Source organism: Sphaerisporangium corydalis, from assembly GCF_025506355.1.
GTDB lineage: Bacteria > Actinomycetota > Actinomycetes > Streptosporangiales > Streptosporangiaceae > Sphaerisporangium > Sphaerisporangium corydalis.
On the sequence record NZ_JANZYP010000015.1, the window covers coordinates 91,432 to 109,556 of the forward strand.

The following is an 18,125-nucleotide window of genomic DNA, read 5'->3' on the forward strand; positions in this document are numbered from 1 at the left end:
CCCCACGCTAGGCGCCATTGAGGACAGTTTCCGGCCTCAACTCGAAAACTCCCCTGTGCCGACCGGGGGCGATGGACGCTCATGACACGGTCCCGGCCAGGGACTCGTAGGCCCTGAGGTCGATGTTCGTGGCGAACCTGTCGGTGATCCTCAGCATCGCCCTCAGCAGGAGACGCCGTTTGAACATCCAGTTCCGCATCCTGATCCGGCCCCACGTCGGGGGCGCGAGGAAGGCTCCGGCGGTGGCCCGGCGGGCGACCCCGGCGTAGCGGCGGAACGCGTCCTCGTACCTCCCGAACGCCACCCGATGGTCGCCGCCGGCCATCGCCAGCTCACCGGCCAGCACGTAGGCGCCCACGACGGCCAGACCGCTGCCGAAACCGGACAGGGTGTTCCCGTAGGCGGCGTCGCCGAGCAGCGCCACGCGGCCCTTGGTGAACCGATCCATCTCGACCTTGCTGAGGGAGTCGAGGTAGAACTCGTCCGCGTCCGGCAGCCTGGCGATGAGGCCGGGGACCTTCCAGCCCGCGCCCTGGTAGGCGCCGGCCAGGATCCGCTTCTGCTCAGCGGTGTCCTCGCGGTCGTAGTCGAGCCGCTCGGAGGCGAAGACGAAGAACGCGGAGGCCTTGGGGCCGCCGACGGCCACCAGGCGGCCCGGCTCGTTGTACATCACGCTCCTCTCGGCGCCGCCGAGCCGCGCCAGCGCGTAGTAGTGGCCGAGGTGGCGCACGTAGTCGGACTCGGGGCCGAACGCCAGCCGCCGCACGTTGGAGTGGATGCCGTCGGCGCCCACGACGAGGTCGAAGGTGCGCGGCGCGGCGCGCTCGAAGGTGACGTGCACCCCACCGCTCGTCTCGGTGAGCGAGGTCACGGAGTCGCCGAAGAGGTACTCGCAGCTCCCCGAGGTCGTCTCGTACAGCAGCGCGGCCAGGTCGCCCCGGAGGATCTCGACGTCGCCGCCGGTGAACGAGCCCGGCATGACGGCCAGCCGCCTGCCGTTCCCGTCGATGATGTCCTGGTCGGCCCCGCCGGTCTGGAGGCGGCGGACCTCCTCCAGGATGCCCATGCGCCGCAGGACGGTGAGGTGCGTGGCACCCCTGAAGTCGACGGCCTGTCCGCCGGGGCGCGTCCCGGGAGCCTTCTCCACGACGGTGACGGTGCAGCCGTAACGGGCCAGCCAGTACGCGAGCGCCGGACCGGCGATGCTCGCACCCGAGATGAGGACGGTGGTGTTCTTCATGCCCCCCAGCGTCCCGACAGGCGCTGACAACCCACCTACCACCGCCTGACACCCACCCCACCCACTGTCAGCACCCAGTAGGACACCCTCCCGACCACCCGACCCGGACGGCGGCACGACCGAGAGATTCCCGCCGCACCGTACGCGCGAGGCGGCACCCATCCAGATCTTCAAACCGGTCGGATGGCTCGCGACCGGTCCAGACGGCGACACGACCGAAAGATTCCGCTCCACCATACGCGCGAGGCGACACCCGTCCCGATCTTCCAGGCCGTCTCCGTGCGCCCTTCACTGTCAGCGGGCGTCGAGGGTCTTCATGGCCTCGGGGCGGGTCAGCGCGGCGCCGCGGGCGTAGGTCGCCGCGAAGGATCCAGGGCCGAGAAGGGCGCGCGCGGCCGAGGCGGTCCTGGTGACGTCGGCGTCACCCGTGACGGCCGTGCCGCGCAGGGCCACGGCCGTGCCCAGCAGCAGCGCCGCCCGTTCGGGCCTTCCGTCCAGCAGGGCCGCATCCGCCTGCCCGTCGGCGGCGCCGGCGAGATCCGTCCCCAGCGGCGGCGACCTGCGTGCGACGGCCAGCGCCTCGCGGTGGCGCAGCCGGGCCTCGGCGAGGTCTCCCTCGGCCTCGGCCAGCCTGGCCAGCGCGGTGAGCACGGAGACCCGCGACCAGTCCGCGCCGAATCCTCCCCCGTCCGAGGCGTCGAGCGCCAGGGCGAAGCGGCGGCGCGCCTCGAGATGGTCGCCTTCGTGCCGGGCGATCTCGCCCAGCCCAAGATGGATCGCGGCGGGCGCGCCGTTCCGGCCCGCTTGGCGGGCGACCTCCTCGGCCCGCCGGAACCCGTCGGCCGCCGCGGGGAGATCACCCTCGCGCACCAGGCCCTCGGAACGGCGGCCGAGCACGTCCACGATCTCCTCCAGGGCGCCGAGTTCTTCGAGCATGCCCAGCGCCTCCCGCCACAGACCGCGGGCGCGCGCCCATTCACCGCGCCGGCTCGCGATCAGGGCCAGCCAGTCGAGCGCCTGGGCGGTCCCCCAGCGCTCGCCCAGGGACCGGAAGCGGGACAGCACGTCCGCCAGCTCGCGCTCGGCCTCGGCCGGGCGCCCGTCGAGCAACGCCAGCAGACCCTCCCCCAGCCGGGCCAGCGCCACGAACCAGGGGTCCGACCCGAGCAGCCAGGAGGCTCCCACCCGAAGCGATTCCCCGGAACCGGAACCGAGGCCGGGGACGAGGGTGGTCGGCAGCATCGGGCCGGCGACCATGCCCCACAGGGCCGCGGTGAAAGGATGCCGCAGAGGCCGGTCCCATGCACGCACGATCGCCTCGGCGTGCCGCCAGTGCTCCCGAGCCGCCCGGGGCACGGCATGCGCCACGCACATGACGTACTCCTCCTCCAACCCCGCAGGCGGCACGACCAGCCCCTCAACGGACCGGACCTCCCTGTCACCAGGCTGGACGGCCCCACTCTCGGTGGGCCCACCGGTCACGACCTCGCTAGGGCGACCAGCCACGACCTCGGTCGGGCAACCGGCAACGCTCTCGGTGAAATGCCCGTCCACAACCTCGGTCGAACGACCGGCCACGGCCTCGGTCGGATGACGGGCCACGCTCTCGGTTGGGCGACCGGCCACGCTCTCTGTGGGACGACCGGGCACGACCTCAGTTGAGCGACCGACCACCGCCTCGGTTGAGCGACCGGCAACGATCTCGGATGGATGACGGGCCACGGCCTCGGTCGAACGACCGGCCACGGCCTCAGTGGAATGCCCGGTCACAGCCTCGGTTGGGTGGCCGTCTGGCCCGTCCGGACGCTTGGCGGGGCCGGTCATGGTGCCGAGGAGTTCGGTGGCGGCCTGGCCGGCGTGGCTTCGGCGCCCGCTGAGCCACCAGTACGCCGCCAGCGCGGCCACCAGCCGCAGCGCCGTCTCCTGGTCGTGCCGGACGGACCAGCGCAGCGCCGCGATCAGGTTGTCGTGGTCGGCGGACAGGCGGGCGAGCCATTCGAGCTGTTCGGCCCGGCGCAGATGGGGGTCCGCGCGCTGGGCCATGAGCAGGAAGTGGCGCGCGTGGGCGGCGCGCAGACGGTCCCGGCCGCCCGCCTCGTCCAGTTTCCCGGCGCAGAACAGCCGGATCGTCTCCAGCATCCGGTATCTGTCGCCGCTCCGCTCGACCAGCGACTTGTCCACCAGGTCGGCCAGTATCCCCGCAGCGTCCGCCAGCTCGCAGACCGCCTCGACCGCCTCCAGGGTCGCGCCTCCCGTGAACACGGCGAAATGCCCGGCCAGCTCGCGTTCGTCCGGAGTGAGCAGGTCCCAGCTCCACTCCACCACCGCGCGCAACGTGCGGTGCCGGGCGGCGGCGGTGCGGTCGCCGCGCGAGAGCAGCCCGAACCTGCCGTGCTCGGCCAGACGTGCGGCGATCTCCTCGACGGTGAACGACCGCAGGCGCGCCGCCGCCAGCTCGATGGCCAGGGGCAGCCCGTCGAGCGCCACGCAGATCCGGACGACGGCCTCGGCGTTGTCCCCCCGCACCTCGAACCCCGGCCGCACAGCCGCCGCCCGGTCAGCGAACAGCCGCACAGCGGGATAACCCAAGATCTCGGACCCCCGCGGACCCGGTGTGGACACGACGAAGGATCGCGAAGGGAGCACGGGAGCCGGGACGTTTCGCGGTATGTCGGGCGAAGGTTCGGTAGGCGAGAACTCAGGGCGACCCAGCGGAGAAACGGAGCGCGGGACCGATGCCGGGTCGCTGAGCGGGGACGCAGGCAGACCCAGCGGCGGGACGGAAGACGGGGTCGACGGCGGATCGGTGAGCGTGGACGCGGGCAGATGTAGCGGTGGGACGGGGAGGGGGGTCAGGGGGATGAGGGTTTCACCGGTTATGCCGAGGGGTTCGCGGCTGGTGGCCAGGATCGTGAGCCGGGGGCACTCCTGCAGCAGCCGGCGGGCCAGCGTGGCCGTGCCAGCGATCACGTGTTCGCAGTTGTCGAGGACGAGGAGCAGGTCTTGGCGGGCGAGCGCCGCGATCAGGCGTGCGGTGGGGTCGGGCGGGACGATCGCCTGAAACCCGGTCTCCCGCATCCCGAGCGCACCGAGCACCGTCTCGGGCACCTGATGGTCGGCATCGAGCGCGGACAGATCAGCAAAGCACACTCCTCCACCTCCACCCCCGCTCCCGCCTTCACTCCCCCTCCCGACTCCCCCCCCACTCCCGCTCCTGCCTTCGCGCCCGCTCCCGCTTTCGCGCACGCTCCCGCCTTCACCTCCACTCCCGATCTCGCTCCCAGCTTCGCGCCCGCCCCGACTCCCGCCTCCACTCCCGACTGCGCGTACGCTCCCGTCTTCGCGCCCGCCCCGGCTCCCGCTCCCAGCTTCACCCCCGCCCCGACTCCCGCCTCCACCCCCATTTCCGCTCCTGCCTTCGCGCCCGCTCCCACCTTCGCGTCCGCCCCGGCTCCCCCTCCCACCTTCGCGCCCGCCCCGACTCCCGCCTCCACTCCCGACTGCGCGTACGCTCCCGCTCCCGCCTTCACCCCCGCTCCCACCCTCGTGTCCGCCCCCACTCCCGACTGAGCGTCCGCCCGTGTGCCCGCGCCCGGCCGCCTCCACGGCCAGGCGGGTCTTTCCCGTTCCGCCGGGGCCGGTGATCGTGATCAGCCGGGCGTCGCTCAGCGTGGCGATGCGGTCCAGTTCGTCCTCGCGCCCCACGAAGGTGGTGAGCTGGGCCGCGAGGCCCTGGCGCGGCAGGGGCGGCGGCGCCTCCGCGCGCAGGATGGCCAGGTGTACGGCGGCCAGTTCGGGTGAGGGTCCGGTGCCGAGGTCGTCGGCGAGCAGCCGCCGGGTCTCGTGGAACACCTCCAGCGCTTCGGCCGGGCGGCCCTCGGCGGCGAGCGCGCGCATGAGCTGCCCGCTCAGCCGTTCACGCAGGGGGTGCGCCGTCGCCAGGCGCCGCAGCTCGGCCACCGAGGGACCCTGCGGAAGTGCGAGCTCGGCCTCGAAGAGGTCCTCGGCCACCGACAGTCTGAGTTCCTCCAGCCGAGCCACCTGGGCCCGCCCGAACGGCAGGTCGGCCAGGGCGGGGCCACGCCAGAGCGCGAGCGCTTCCCGCAGCGGGCCGGCGGCGGAGGCGTGCCGACCGGCCGAGAGCATCCGGCGCCCCTCCTGGGCGAGCCGCCCGAAGCAGTGGGCGTCGACGTCGTCGGGGTCGGCGGCGAGGCGGTAGCCGGAGCCGTGGAACTCGATCAGCCCGGCGGGCAGGGCACCGCGGAGCCGTGACACCTGGGCTTGCACGGCGTTGGCGGCACCGCCGGGCGGGTCGTCGCCGTACTGGCCGTCGATCAGGCGCTCGACCGGGACCACCCTGCCGGGGGTCAGCAGCAGCATCACCAGCAGGGCGCGCGGCCGTGGCCCGCCGACCGGAAGCAGATCACCGGCGGGCGACCGCACTTCCAGAGGGCCGAGGATGCCGAACCGCATGCCCCCGATTCTAGCCCCCCCCCCCCCCCCCCCCCCCCCCCCCCCACACCCCCCCCCCGCACGGTCCCCCGCCTTACCCGCCGAGGACTGAACCGCATGTCCCCGCCCCACCCCCCGAGAACACCGAACGAGGTGGACCCCGCCGTACCCGCTGAAGCCACCGAACCACACGGCTCCGCCCTGCCCGACGAGGGCCCCGGGCCCGTGGGTGCCGGTCTTTGTCCCACGTGCCCGGACGAAGTCGTGTCGCTGGGTGGCTCGGGGCGAGGTGGTGGCGGTCGGGGGGTGAGGTCAGGTGATGACGGCGCGTACGCCGCGGCGGACCAGGGAGCGGGAGATGATCAGGCGCTGGATCTCGCTGGTGCCCTCCCAGATGCGGTCGACGCGCAGCTCTCGCAGGAAGCGTTCGGCCACGTTGGTGCGCATGTAGCCGCGCCCGCCGAAGGTCTGCACGGCCCGGTCGGCGCACCGGTACGCCGCCTCGCTGGCGAACAGCTTGGCCAGCGACGCCTTGGCGTGCACGATCTTCCGGTCCGCGCCGGAGTCGGCGAGCTGCGCCACCTCGTAGACCAGCAGCCGGGCCGCCGCCGCGTCGGCGGCGGAGTCGGCGAGGGGGAACGACACGCCCTGGTGGTCGATGAGGAGGGCGCCGCCCTGCTCGCGGCCCGCCGCCCAGCGGACCGCCTCCTCCAGCAGCCGGCCCATCGCGGCCACGCAGTGCGCGGCGATACCGAGCCGTTCCTCCGTGAACCAGCCCTGCTGGAGCGTGTCGGCGGCGCCGAGGCCGCCGAGCACGGCGTCCGGGCCGACCCGCACCCCGGCCAGGCGCAGCGTCGGGTGGCCGTGCGGGAAGGTGTGGGTGAACGGGGGCTCGTCGATGAACGACAGCCCTTCGGTGCCGGCGTCGACGATGAACAGCGTCGGCCCGTGCCCCTCGCAGATCGCCACCACGATGTGCGCGGCGGCCACGTCCCCGCTGGTCACGAACCACTTCTCGCCGTCGAGCACCCAGCCGCCCGCGCCGTCGGGCCTGGCGGTCGCGCGGATGCCGGAGGGGTCGGAGCCGGCGTGCTCCTCGGTCACCGCGTACGACACCCACCCCTCGCCGCGCAGGGCGGGCCGCAGGTAGCGGTCGATCTGCTCCGGGGTCCCGGCTGTCATCACGTTGTAGGCGTCGGGGACCCACCACCACAGGCCGTTGGTGTTGCGGCCGAGCTGCTCATGCGCGACGACGTAGTCGGTGGTGGACCAGCCCTGGCCGCCGTGCTCGGGAGCGTGCCGGCCGCCGTGCAGGCGCGCGGCGACGGCGGCCTTGATGATGCCGTCGACGGTCTCGTCCGGCAGCCGGCCGCCGGCGCGTTCGGCGGCCTCCTCGTGCGGGACGAGCTCCTCGTCGACGAACCGCCGTGCCCGTTCCTGGAGCTCGGCCTGCTGCGGCGTGAGGCGTACCAGCGACGTCATGTCACCACCCGGATCACCTATGCTGACTGGTCACCCAGTCAACTCATCCTGGCCCGCCGATGTCAATAGCCCGCTCCCCGCGATCGGCCGGACGGAGCCTCGCTCACGCCTGGGCCGGCGCCCCGCCGAGGGAGCTGAGCAGCGCGGGCAACCGGCCGGTCGCCATGGCCATGACGATGGGATCCTGGTACTCGCGCCAGTGCGCGACCTTGCCCTCGCGCACCCTGAGCACCCCGATGAACGGCGCCCACGTCTCCTGGTCCGTGCCGGGGATCGTGCCGCCGAGCTCGTACTCGACCACGATCACCTCGGGGTCGGCCGACTCGTGGATCCGCACGTCGCGCCGCGTCAGCGCCGGCAGCGAGACGCCTTCCCCCTGGACGAAGGACATGAACGCCTCGCGGCCCTCCCAGCAGCGGGGACGGCCGGGGGCGGCGAAGGGCGTCTCGATCACGACGTCCTCGGCGTAGAGGGCGGGGTCCATCGCCCCGGCGGCGAACATGTGCCGCTCGAAGACCTCTCGCGCGGTGGGGGTCGCGGCCATGGTGACTCCTTCTCGTCGTGGACGCCCCGGGACCGCGTCACGTCACGTCACGACGCGCAAGAGGGGGCGGCCTGGATCGTGGACATCCGATAAGGTGAGTGGTGACTCAGGATCGAACATAATGAGTGGCCACTCATCTTGTCAATCGAAGGAGCCGCCCATGCCCCCGACCGAGCCCCCCGCACTGCGGGCCGACGCCCGGCGCAACCGGGCGCGCATCCTCCGAGCGGCCGCGGAGGTCTTCGCCGAACACGGCGCCGCCGCCTCGACCGAGGAGGTCGCCATCCGGGCCGGGGTGGCCGCCGGCACGGTGTTCCGGCACTTCCCCACCAAGAAGGACCTGCTCCAGGCCATCATCAAGGACCTGCTGGAGAGCCTCACCGCCGAGGTGGACACCCTGGCCGCGGAGGGCGACCCGGCCACGGCGCTGTTCACGTTCTTCGGGCGGATGGTCGAGCAGGCGGTGGAGAAGAAGACCGTCGCCGACCTCCTCGCCGCCGACACCGGGGTGGACATCCAGGTCGCCGGGCCGGTCCAGTCACTCCAGACGGCCATCGAGACGCTGCTCACCGGCGCGCAGCGGGCCGGGGCCGTGCGTGACGACGTCCGCCTGGACGAGGTGATGGCCCTGCTCACCGGCGCCTGCCAGGGCGCCCTGCACGCAGGCTGGCCCCCGGACCTGCAAAAACGCACCCTGACCATCATCTTCAACGGCCTGCGCCCCTGACCCACCTGGACGCCGCAATGGGGGTCCCGGCGCGTCACCGGCCATCATCTTTCGCGGCCTGCGCCCTCGACCGTCCGAGACGGGCAGCCGGGAGGGGTCCTGGTGGGTCAGGGGCCGGGGAAGGCGGAGCGGGGGAGGCCGACCTCGCGGGAGGCGGCGATGCGGGCGTGCTCCAGGAGGCGCTTGCGTGACAGCACCGACGGATGCAGGGTGTAGCGGATGATCAGGCCGTCGAGCATGCCGTCGAGGCGCTCGGCGGCGCCCGCCGGGTCCTCGCAGACGAACTCGCCCGACTCGACGCCGGCCCTGACGACCTGCTCGACCGAGCCGATCCACGCCGTCTCCAGCTCCAGCAGGATGTCCTGGACGACCTTCTCCCGCAGACCGGCCGCGAAGGCGTCGATCCACAGCAGCCAGCTCTGGTCGGTGCGCGAGCGCGGGATGTAGAACCGCAGGACCCTGTCGAGGCGCTCGACGGCGGTTCCTGAGCCCCTGACCAGCTCTTTCAGCCGGGCGACCTCGGTGTCGATGGTCGTGCGGAGCATCGCCGTGATCAGTTCGTCCTTGGTGGCGAAGTGATAGTGGATCAGCCCGCCGCTCACGTTCGTCGCCTTGGCGATGTCGGCGACGCGGGTGCTGGAGATGCCCCGTTCGAGCACCACCCGGCGCGCCGCCTCAAGCAGCTCCGCCCGGCGCTGATCGGCCTGGTCGGCCCGGCTCCCGCGTGTCCCCTCGGCTGTACCCTCCGTACTGCGCACGGCCAGATCCTACCCGAGCTCCCCGCCACCCGCTTTCACTTACTGGTGGTTCAGTCAGACCGATTCCCCTCCCCTGCGGCACCAGGGCGCGCGGGGAGAGGATCCACGGCTACGGGCTTGACGTTTGACTGGCCAGCCAGTCAGTCTATGAAGGTGTGAAGCTGACGCGCCTGCTCGCGCCCGGGTCCGTCGCCGTCGTCGGGCCCTCCACCCGGCCCGGCTCGTACGGCAACCTCGCCGTGGCCAACCTGGTCGCCGCGGGGTTCCCCGGACCGGTCTTCGGCGTGCATCCGACCGCCACCGAGGTCCACGGCGTGCCCTGCGTCCCGGCGATCGCGGACCTGCCTGTCGTACCGGACGCCGTCGTGATCGCGACCCCCGCCGCCACCGTGCCCGGACTGATCACCGAGGCCGGGGAGCACGGCTGCGGCGGGGCCGTGGTGTTCGCGGCCGGGTTCGCCGAAGTGCCCGGCTCCTCGGCCGGGCGGCGGCTGGAGGACGAGCTGATCGCCGCCGCGGCGGCGTACGACATGCCGGTGTGCGGGCCGAACGGGAACGGGATCGTCGCGGTCGCGGGCCGGGCGCCCCTGTGGGGGGACGCCTACACGCCGCGCCGCGCGGGGCCGATCGCCCTGGTCTCCCAGAGCGGGAACGTCGCCGTCAACGCGCTGCTCAGCACGCGTGCCCTCCGGCTGCACACTGTCGTGTCCTGCGGCAACCAGTCCGTGGTCGGCACCTCCGGGTACCTCGCCGCGCTCGCCGAGATGGGCGGGGTCCGGTCGGTCGCGCTGTACGTGGAGGACGAGGGCGACGGCGCGAGCCTCGCCACCGCCCTGGCCACCTGCGCCGACGCCGGCATCGGGGTGGCCGTGCTCAAGGCCGGTACGAGCCTGCTCGGCGCCTCGGCCGCCGCGGCGCATACCGGCGCGGTCGCCGGTGACGCGCGAGTGCTCAGGGCCCTGGTCGAGGAGGCCGGCGGCGCCTGGGCCACCAACCCCCACGAACTCCTCGAACTATCCAAAACCCTCGCCCACGGCACCCGCCGCACCCCCGGCTCCCGTTCCCCCCATGCCCACCGGAACCCCTCCCCCCACGACGACAGGGAGGGCACGGCACGCGGACGTAAGGACGAAGCCCTGCTTGAGGGTGTGGATATCCCCGGGGGTGCTGATGTGCCGGAAGGTGTGGGAATGGCGGGAGGCGTGGGCGTATTGGCGGGTGAGGGGGTGTTGGTCGTGACATGTTCGGGGGGTGACGCGGCCGTGGGTGCCGACGAGGCCGCGCGGCTGGGTGTGCCGTTACCGCCGCTCGCCGCGTCCACGCGGACCGCGCTCGCCGGCGTCCTGCCGCCGACGGCGACCCCCGGCAACCCGCTCGACTACACGGCGGTCATCTTCGGGGACCGGCGGCGTACCGCCGACCTGATCAGGATCGGCGCGGCCGACGAGGCGATCGGGCCGGTGCTCGTGTACTACGACCGGCCGGCGCTGATGAGCGACGACGCGGCGGTGGAATGGGACGGCGCGCTGGAGGGGGTGATCGAGGCCGCCGCCGGGCTGGAAGGGCGGGTGATCGTCGCCTCGACCCTGCCGGAACTGATGCCCGAGGAGACCGCCGAGCGGCTGGTCGACCATGGCGTCATCCCAGTGGCCGGCCTCACCGAAGGCATCCTCTGCGCCAGAGCGCTCCTCACCCCCCTCGGGAACGGGGATCGGCTACGCGAGATCGCCACTGCGGCTCAGCTCTCACTGTCCATGACCCCCGGTAGAGCCGCCCGCACCGCCCTGACGGCCTCCGGAACAGGGGTCCCCGCCACGAGCACCTCAGGCCGGACGATTCCCGGTGAAGTACCGGGTGAAGATCCCGGTGAACTCCCGGGTGAGCTTCTTGGCGAGGGTTCGGGGATGGCTCCCGGTGAGGTTCCGGGGCGCGGTCCGGGTAATGGTCGGGGGCAGGAGGGGTGGCTGGCTGAGCATGAGGGGAAGGCGTTGCTGAGGGGGCATGGCGTGTCCGTGCCCAGGGGGGTCGTGGTGCGTACCGCCGAGGAGGCCGTTCGCGCGGCGGGTGCGCTCGGCACGGCCGTCGCGCTCAAGCTCACCGGCGCTCACCTGCGGCACAAGACCGACGTCGGAGCCCTGCTCCTCGACGTGCGCGGCGCGGAGGCGGTACGGGCCGGGGCCGGGGCGCTCCTCGCCTCGGCGGCGGGGCCGGGTACGGCGCTCCTCGCCTCGGCGGGGCCGGGTACGGCGATCCCCGCCTCGGCGGGGCCGGGTATGGCGATCCCCGCCTCTGCGGGGCCGGGTATGGCGATCCCCGCCTCTCCGGCGGGGCCGGGGACGGCGATCCTCGTCGAGGAGATGGTCCCGGCGGGGGTGGAACTGCTGGTCGCGGTCCGCCGGGACGGCGTCGTGCCCGTTCTGGTGCTGGCCATGGGCGGGACGTGGGTGGAGGTCCTGGACGACGCCGTCCTGATCCCGCTCCCGGCCGGACCCCAGCAGGTAGCCGAGGCCGTCCTGCGACTACGGGGCGCGCCGACGCTGACCGGCGCGCGCGGGCGGCCTCCCGTGGACCTGGCCGCGCTCGGCCGACTCGCCTCCCGGGTGGGTGAGCTGGCCCTGTCGGACAACCTCGACCTGGTGGAACTGAATCCGGTGATCGCCGGCCCGGACCACGTGACCGCCGCCGACGCGATCATCAGGAGACGTCCCCGCTGACCCCCAGGACCACGAAGACGCCATTGGGCTCCCCGCTGAACGCGACCGCCGCGCCCGACCACGTGACCGCCGCCGGAGCCGTCATCAGAAGACATCCTGGCTGACCCCGAGGATCACGAACACGCCACCCAGGTTCCCGCTGAACGCGATCGCCGGCCTCGAACGCGTGACCGTCGCCGATGCGGTCATCAGGAGATGTTCCCGCTGACCGTCAAGGGCTTGAACACGTCATCGGGCTCCCCGCCGAGCGCGATCACGTGAGCGCCGCCGACGTCGTCGTCAGGAGGCATCCCCCCTGGCCGCCCAGGGCCGCGGGCTCCCCCGCCGAAGGCGAGGGCAGCTCGCTGAGCTCTCAGCACCGAGATGGTTCCGGGGTGGGTGCAGGGTGGGGGGAGCGGGATGGGGCTACTCGCCCAGGGCGCCCTGGAGGTCCATGACGTGGTCCTGGGTTTGCTGGAGGAGCGGGCGGAGCGCCTCGGCCACGTCGGGGAGGCCGAGTTCCATGGCCTGCTGGACCCGGTCGCGGTACCGCTGGAGCTGGGCCTCCTCGAGGTCCAAGTCGAGCCGCAGCGCGGCGGCGCCGTCCGGCACGCTCGGGATCTCGGGCACCGAGACCGACGGGATCCCGCCGAGGAAGGCGATCTGCCCGGCGAGCGTCGTCGCGTGGTCCAGTTCCTGGTGCAGGTGGACCTTCAGCTCCTCAATGATGCTCTGGTACTCGGCCCCCTTGATCGTCGCGGTGTGCTGGGCGTACTGGACGATCGAGCGGTACTCGCTCTCCAGGTCCTCGTTGAGAAGGGCGATGAAACTGTGCTGGTCCACGCTTGGTCATCCTTTCCTCAGCCGTAGAGGTCACCCTCCTACCCCCTATCGCGGCGACAATGCGAGACCGCCTCCCTCACTCCCCGTAGCCGCGAACCCGATCCCCGTCGCGCCCTGACCTGGCAATCGTTGTGCTCGGCTTGGCGGGCGGGGTTCGTCGTGGTCAGCCCAGTTTGTACAGGGACTGGTCGGTGGTGGCGCCGTATTCTGCGGGGTCTACGACGGTCCCGTGGGACTGGACCCAGGTGGTGATCTCGTTGTTGCCGCGTGCGGGGCCGCCCATCCCTCCGCCGAGGATGATGTACTTCAGCTTGCCGCTGGTGACGTACTCCTGGAGCTTCGCCACGGTCATGGCGTTGTCGCTCCCGGTGAAGCCGCCCATCGCGATGACCGGCTCGCCGCCGGTGGCCAAGATGATCGACGAGGCGCTCTGCGCGCTGGCGACCGCGACCAGCCAGGTGGCACCGCCCCGGTTCTTCCGCAGGTAGGAGATCATCGCGGCGCTCACGTTCCCGCCCCGGCCACCGCCGAAGCCGCCGCGCGCCTGAGCCCCCACGCCACCCGGCCCGTCCGCGCCGGAAGTACCCCCGTTCGTCCCGAGGGCACCATTCGCCCCGGGGCTGCCGCCGTCCGCCCCGGGGGCACCGGCGACCGACCCGGGGGCACCGCCGTTCGTCCCGGGGGTGCCGTTCGTCCCGGGGGTGCCGTTCGTCGTGCCCGGTGGGTTGCCCAGGGGGTCGCCTTGGCCGCCGGGGAACCGGCCGCGCGCGCCCCCGGGGCCGCCCATACCCCCGGGGCCGCCGATACCCCCGGGGCCGCCCATGCCGCCGGGGCCGCCGAAGCCGCCGCTCCCCTCCGGGCCGGCCGTGGGGTTGGTGCCGTTCACGGCCGAGGACAGCGGGGTGAGCGCGTACGCGGCCGGGCCGGCGAGACCGCCTACCAGGCCGAGCACCAGCGCGCCCGCCGCCAACCGTACCCGGCCCCGGGCGCCGAGGCGCGCCACGAGCAGTCCGATCGCGGCGATGGCGCACAGCCCGGCGACGGCGAAGGCGAGCCAGGGCGCCCAGTCCGGGGTGCGGCGCAGCAGGGCGAACGCCCAGGCGCCGGTGACCGCGACGCCGGCCGGCAGTGCCCACGCCCATGTCCGGGACCGCTGGTACGCCTGCCACATCAGCACGCCGCCGAGCCCGGTCAGGGCCGCGAGCGCGGGCGCCAGCGCGGTGGAGTAGTACGGGTGGAACGTCCCGGCGGAGAAGCTGAACACGGCGTAGTGCACGACGAGCCATCCGCCCCACAGCAACAGCGCGGCCCGCACCCCCGAGCGGCGCCCGGCCAACGGAGCATCACCTTCCAGCGGGACGTGATCGTCCTGACCGGGGCCGGAGTCGATCACCGCCCGGCTGCCATGACCGGCCTCACCAGGACCGGAGCCGAACCCCGCCTGGCTGCCGTGACCGTCCTGACCGGGGCCAAAACCGATCCCCACCCGGCTGCCGTCCTCACCAGGGTCGGAGTCGATCCTCGCCGGGTGGCCACCCGAAGTGGCCGTCGCGAGGGTGCGGCCGTGTCGGTGGGTCGTCAGTAGGAGACCGCAGGTCAGGGCGAGGGTGGCGAAGGGGATCAGCCAGGAGATCTGGCCGGCCATCACGTCGTTGAACAGCCGCCCCGCGCCCGACGCCCCGCCGAACCCGCCCCCACCACCGAACCCGCCGTTGCCCGCGCCGCCACCGAAGACGCGGCCCAGGCCGTTGTAGCCGATGACCAGGTCCCAGACGGTGTTGTCGGTACTGCCGCCGATGTACGGCCGGTCGGCGGCGGGCCACAGGTCGACGGCGACCATCCACCAGGCACTCGACACCAGCAGGACGGCGCCGGCCGCCAGCAGGTGCCCGAGGCGCCGCAGGAGCCCGCCGGGGGCGGCGTACAGGTAGACCAGCGCGAACGCGGGAACCACGAGGTATGCCTGGAGCATCTTGGTGGTGAAGGCCATGCCGACGAGCAGGCCGCAGATCGCCAGAGTGCGCATCCGCCCGGTCCTGATCGCCTCGGCGCACAACCAGGCGGCGGCGACCAGGAGCAGCACGAGGATCGTGTCGGGGTTGTTGTCCCGGTTGATCGCCACGGTGATCGGTGTCAGCGTCATCACCATGGCCGCGACCAGCCCGGCCGCGTGACCCTGCGCTCTTCTGAGGGCCGGGCGCGCGAGGGACTGGGCTCCCCCGAGGGCACCGCGCACGGGAGGTTGGTTTCCACCGAAGGCTCGGCGTACGGCCGAGTGGACCAGGGCCACCGAGGCGACGCCCGCCACGGCCTGTGGGAGGAGCATGCTCCAGGTGCCGAAGCCGAAGATCCGTGCCGACAGTCCCATGACCCAGAGCGCGAACGGCGGCTTGTCGACGGTGATGTACGACGCGGAGTCGACCGCGCCGAAGAAGAACGCCTTCCAGCTCCGGGTGCCCGACAGGATGGCGGCGGAGTAGTAGTCGTTGGCGTAGCCGTTGCGGCCGAGGGCCCAGGTGTACAGGAGCGCCGCGAGCGCGAGCGTGCCGATCAGAGCGGGCCGCGCCCAGCGCGGATCGTCCGGCCCACCGAGCAGTGCCCGGGACAGGCGCCCCCGCGCGACGGGGCCGCGGTGCCCCGCGACGGCGACCGGGTTCTCGATGACGGTCATCGGCCGTTCTCCTTCGGGCGTTCCGGGTCGGGGGCGGTCATCGGGTGGGCTCCGTTTGGGGGTTCGGGTGGGTGTTGGTTGGCTTTTGGCGGTTGGGGCGGAAGACCCAGGTGCGGAGGAGCATGAAGCGGGCCAGGGTGGCGAGTGCGTTGGCGGCGACGACGCCGGCGAGTTCGATGGCTCTCGGGGCGGTCGTGGGCAGCAGGGCCAGGGTTCCGGTGGTCAGGGCGAGGCCGATGAGGAAGGCGACCAGGCCCTCGGCCTGGTGGCGGAGGGCGCCGGCGGAACCGGTCACCCCGAAGGTGTACCGCCGGTTGGCGGCGGTGTTGGCGACCGCGGTGACCAGCAGTGCGATCGCGTTGGCGGCCACGGCCGCCATGAGGCCGCGCAGCACCCAGAACAGCGCGAGATAGGCGAGGGTACTGACGACCCCGACGACCACGAAGCTCGGGAGCTGGCGGCGCATGCCCGACGGGAGCCGGGCGGCGGCCACCCGTTCGGGGACCGGGATGCGCGCGGCGCCCGACAGCGTCCTGCGTGCCACTCGTGCCATTCCTCTCAGGTCGTCCAGCGCGGTCCTGAGCACGTCGACCCGGCTGTCGGGGTCGTCCACCCAGTCGACGGGGATCTCGTGGATGCGCAGGCCGTGGCGTTCGGCGAGCAGCAGCAGCTCGGTGTCGAAGAACCACTCCTCGTCCTCGACGGCGGGCAGCAGCGCCTGGGCGATCTCGGTGCGCACCGCTTTGAAGCCGCACTGCGCGTCGGAGAACCGGGCGCCCATGGTGGAGCGCAACAGCAGGTTGTAGGCGCGGGAGATGAGCTCCCGCTTGGGGCCGCGCTCGACCCGGGACGCCCGGGCCAGCCGGGTGCCGATCGCCAGGTCGCTGTGGCCGGACAGCAGGGGCGCGACCAGCGGCAGGAAGGCGGTCAGGTCGGTGGACAGGTCGACGTCCATGTAGCTGACCACGTCGGCGTCGCTGCGCGCCCAGACCTGGCGCAGCGCCCGCCCCCGGCCCTTCTCGTCGAGGTGGACGGCACGGACGTGCGGCAGCCGCCCGGCGAGGCCGGTGGCGATGTCCCAGGTGGCGTCGGTGCTGGCGTTGTCGGCGATCGTGACGCGGAAGCCGTAGGGGAAGGTGCGGGTCAGGTGGTCGTGGAGGCGCTGGACGCTCTGCGCGAGGACCCGCTGCTCGTTGTGGACCGGGACGACGACCTCGACGAGGCGGGTCCTGGCGGCCGGGGACACCGAGGCCCAGGCGGGGGTCTGCGTGAGGGAGGTCATGCGCGATGACCGGGGTTCGGCTGGCTCATGGCTCAACCGTCGCGGCGGCGGATTGAACCACCCTTAGGTGATGATTAACCCTGTCTGAGAATGCGCCCGGCCGGGCAGTTTGAGGGTGGCGACGGTTCCGCCGCCGGGGGCGGCGGTCAGTGCGATCTCGCCGTCCGCGTCCCGGACGGCCTGGGCCACGATGGCGAGGCCGAGGCCGGAGCCGGGCATGCTCCTGGCCGTGGAGGAACGCCAGAAGCGGTCGAACACGTGCGGAAGCTCGTCCTCGGGGATGCCGGGGCCGTGGTCGCGCACGGTCAGCTCCCCCTCCGCCAGCCGCACGGCGACCGTGCCCCCGGATGGGCTGAACTTCACGGCGTTGTCCAGCAGGTTGACGACGGCGCGTTCGAGCGCCCCCTCGCGGCCGTGGACGTACCAGTCGGTCAGCTCGGCGTCGATGCGCACGTCATGGGCGCGCAGCCGGGCGCGGGCGACGGCGGCCTCCACGACCTCGTGGAACGGCAGGTCCGGCGACGGTTCCTCGCCCTCGGAGACGCGCGACAGTTCCAGCAGGTCGCCGACCAGGACCGACAGCTCGGCCATCTGGGCCTTCACGCTGGCCAGCAGGCGGTGCCTGGCCTGCGGGTCGAGGTCGCGGCCGGTGTTCTCGCTGTGCAGCAGCAGGTCGATGTTGGTGCGCAGGCTGGTCAGCGGGGTGCGCAGCTCGTGCCCGGCGTCGGCGATGAGCTGCGCCTGGCGTTCGCGGGAGCTGGCCAGGGCGGCCGTCATCGCGTTGAAGGACGTGCTCAGCCTGGCGATCTCGTCCTCGCCGTCCACGGGGATCCGGATGCGCAGGTCCTCGGTCCGCGCGATGTGCTCGACCGCGCCGGTGAGGCGGGCGACGGGACGCAGCGCGGTGCGGGAGACGAGCCGGCCGGCGGTGGCGGCGCCGATGACGCCGAGCGCGGCGACGGCGGCCAGGAGCAGCGCGAGGCCGCGCAGGGTGCGTTCGACGCCGGTCAGCGACCGCGAGACGCTGACGGCCATGCCGGGGCCGACGTTGGTGGTGAGCACGCGGACGGTGTCGCCGCTGTCGGTGACGCCGTCACGCAGGACGCGCCCGCCGCGCGTCCCCGTCGTCTTCAGGTCCGCCGGGGCCACCACGACCGCGTCCCATCCCTGCGCGCAGCGGGTGCCGTCGGCCAGGACGATCTGCTGGAGGCGCAGGAACGGCCCGGGGTTCTCCCCGCCGGTCGGACTCTGGGAGCAGTCGCGCTGGATCATCTCGACGATGCGGTGGTTCACCGGGGGCTGCTCCAGCGACTCGTTGAGCTGCCGCTGAAGTTCGTCGCGGACCAGGAACCAGCAGGCCGCCGCGCAGACGGCGATGGCCACGGCGACGGCGGTGGCGACCAGGACGGTGAGCCGCGACCCCATCGACCGGC

At 73.0% G+C, this 18,125-nt stretch carries 11 protein-coding genes; 2 read left to right on the forward strand and 9 right to left on the reverse strand.

Translation table 11 applies throughout. The features are described 5' to 3' along the window. Nucleotides 1-79: 79 nt before the first annotated feature. The 4 genes from NYZ98_RS13500 to NYZ98_RS13515 form a co-directional block, all read right to left on the reverse strand. Complete coding sequence (locus tag NYZ98_RS13500; protein WP_262843078.1) at nt 80-1,240, reverse strand: FAD-dependent monooxygenase; 1,161 nt, start codon at nt 1,238-1,240, stop codon at nt 80-82. 294 nt (nt 1,241-1,534) lie between these two features. Further along, on the reverse strand, nt 1,535-5,713 hold the full coding sequence (locus tag NYZ98_RS13505) for a BTAD domain-containing putative transcriptional regulator (RefSeq protein ID WP_262843079.1): 4,179 nt from the start codon (nt 5,711-5,713) through the stop codon (nt 1,535-1,537). Nucleotides 5,714-6,004: 291 nt separating this feature from the next. Continuing rightward, on the reverse strand, nt 6,005-7,174 hold the full coding sequence (locus NYZ98_RS13510) for an acyl-CoA dehydrogenase family protein (protein ID WP_262843080.1): 1,170 nt from the start codon (nt 7,172-7,174) through the stop codon (nt 6,005-6,007). A gap of 103 nt (nt 7,175-7,277) precedes the next feature. After that, complete coding sequence (locus NYZ98_RS13515; RefSeq protein WP_262843081.1) at nt 7,278-7,718, reverse strand: nuclear transport factor 2 family protein; 441 nt, start codon at nt 7,716-7,718, stop codon at nt 7,278-7,280. A 160-nt stretch (nt 7,719-7,878) separates the two neighbouring features. Here NYZ98_RS13515 and NYZ98_RS13520 point away from each other — a divergent pair, with 160 nt between their 5' ends. Beyond that, the gene (locus tag NYZ98_RS13520) at nt 7,879-8,445 is read left to right on the forward strand and encodes a TetR/AcrR family transcriptional regulator (RefSeq protein WP_262843082.1); all 567 of its coding nucleotides are present in this window, start codon (nt 7,879-7,881) and stop codon (nt 8,443-8,445) included. Between the two features lie 107 nt (nt 8,446-8,552). Here NYZ98_RS13520 and NYZ98_RS13525 read toward each other — a convergent pair whose 3' ends face one another. Then, entirely contained in the window at nt 8,553-9,203 is a 651-nt protein-coding gene (locus tag NYZ98_RS13525; RefSeq protein WP_262843083.1) for a TetR/AcrR family transcriptional regulator, read from the reverse strand. Between the two features lie 155 nt (nt 9,204-9,358). Here NYZ98_RS13525 and NYZ98_RS13530 point away from each other — a divergent pair, with 155 nt between their 5' ends. Next, nucleotides 9,359-11,917, forward strand: a complete 2,559-nt coding sequence (locus tag NYZ98_RS13530) for an acetate--CoA ligase family protein (RefSeq protein ID WP_262843084.1) — start codon at nt 9,359-9,361, stop codon at nt 11,915-11,917. Between the two features lie 405 nt (nt 11,918-12,322). Here NYZ98_RS13530 and NYZ98_RS13535 read toward each other — a convergent pair whose 3' ends face one another. From NYZ98_RS13535 to NYZ98_RS13550, 4 genes are all read right to left on the reverse strand, one after another. Continuing rightward, nucleotides 12,323-12,739, reverse strand: a complete 417-nt coding sequence (locus tag NYZ98_RS13535) for a ferritin-like domain-containing protein (protein WP_262843085.1) — start codon at nt 12,737-12,739, stop codon at nt 12,323-12,325. Between the two features lie 163 nt (nt 12,740-12,902). Beyond that, entirely contained in the window at nt 12,903-15,410 is a 2,508-nt protein-coding gene (locus NYZ98_RS13540) for an ArnT family glycosyltransferase (RefSeq protein WP_262843086.1), read from the reverse strand. Between the two features lie 37 nt (nt 15,411-15,447). Beyond that, nucleotides 15,448-16,692, reverse strand: a complete 1,245-nt coding sequence (locus tag NYZ98_RS13545) for a bifunctional glycosyltransferase family 2/GtrA family protein (RefSeq protein ID WP_262843087.1) — start codon at nt 16,690-16,692, stop codon at nt 15,448-15,450. Nucleotides 16,693-16,755: 63 nt separating this feature from the next. Then, the gene (locus NYZ98_RS13550) at nt 16,756-18,117 is read right to left on the reverse strand and encodes a sensor histidine kinase (protein WP_262843088.1); all 1,362 of its coding nucleotides are present in this window, start codon (nt 18,115-18,117) and stop codon (nt 16,756-16,758) included. Nucleotides 18,118-18,125 lie beyond the last annotated feature (8 nt).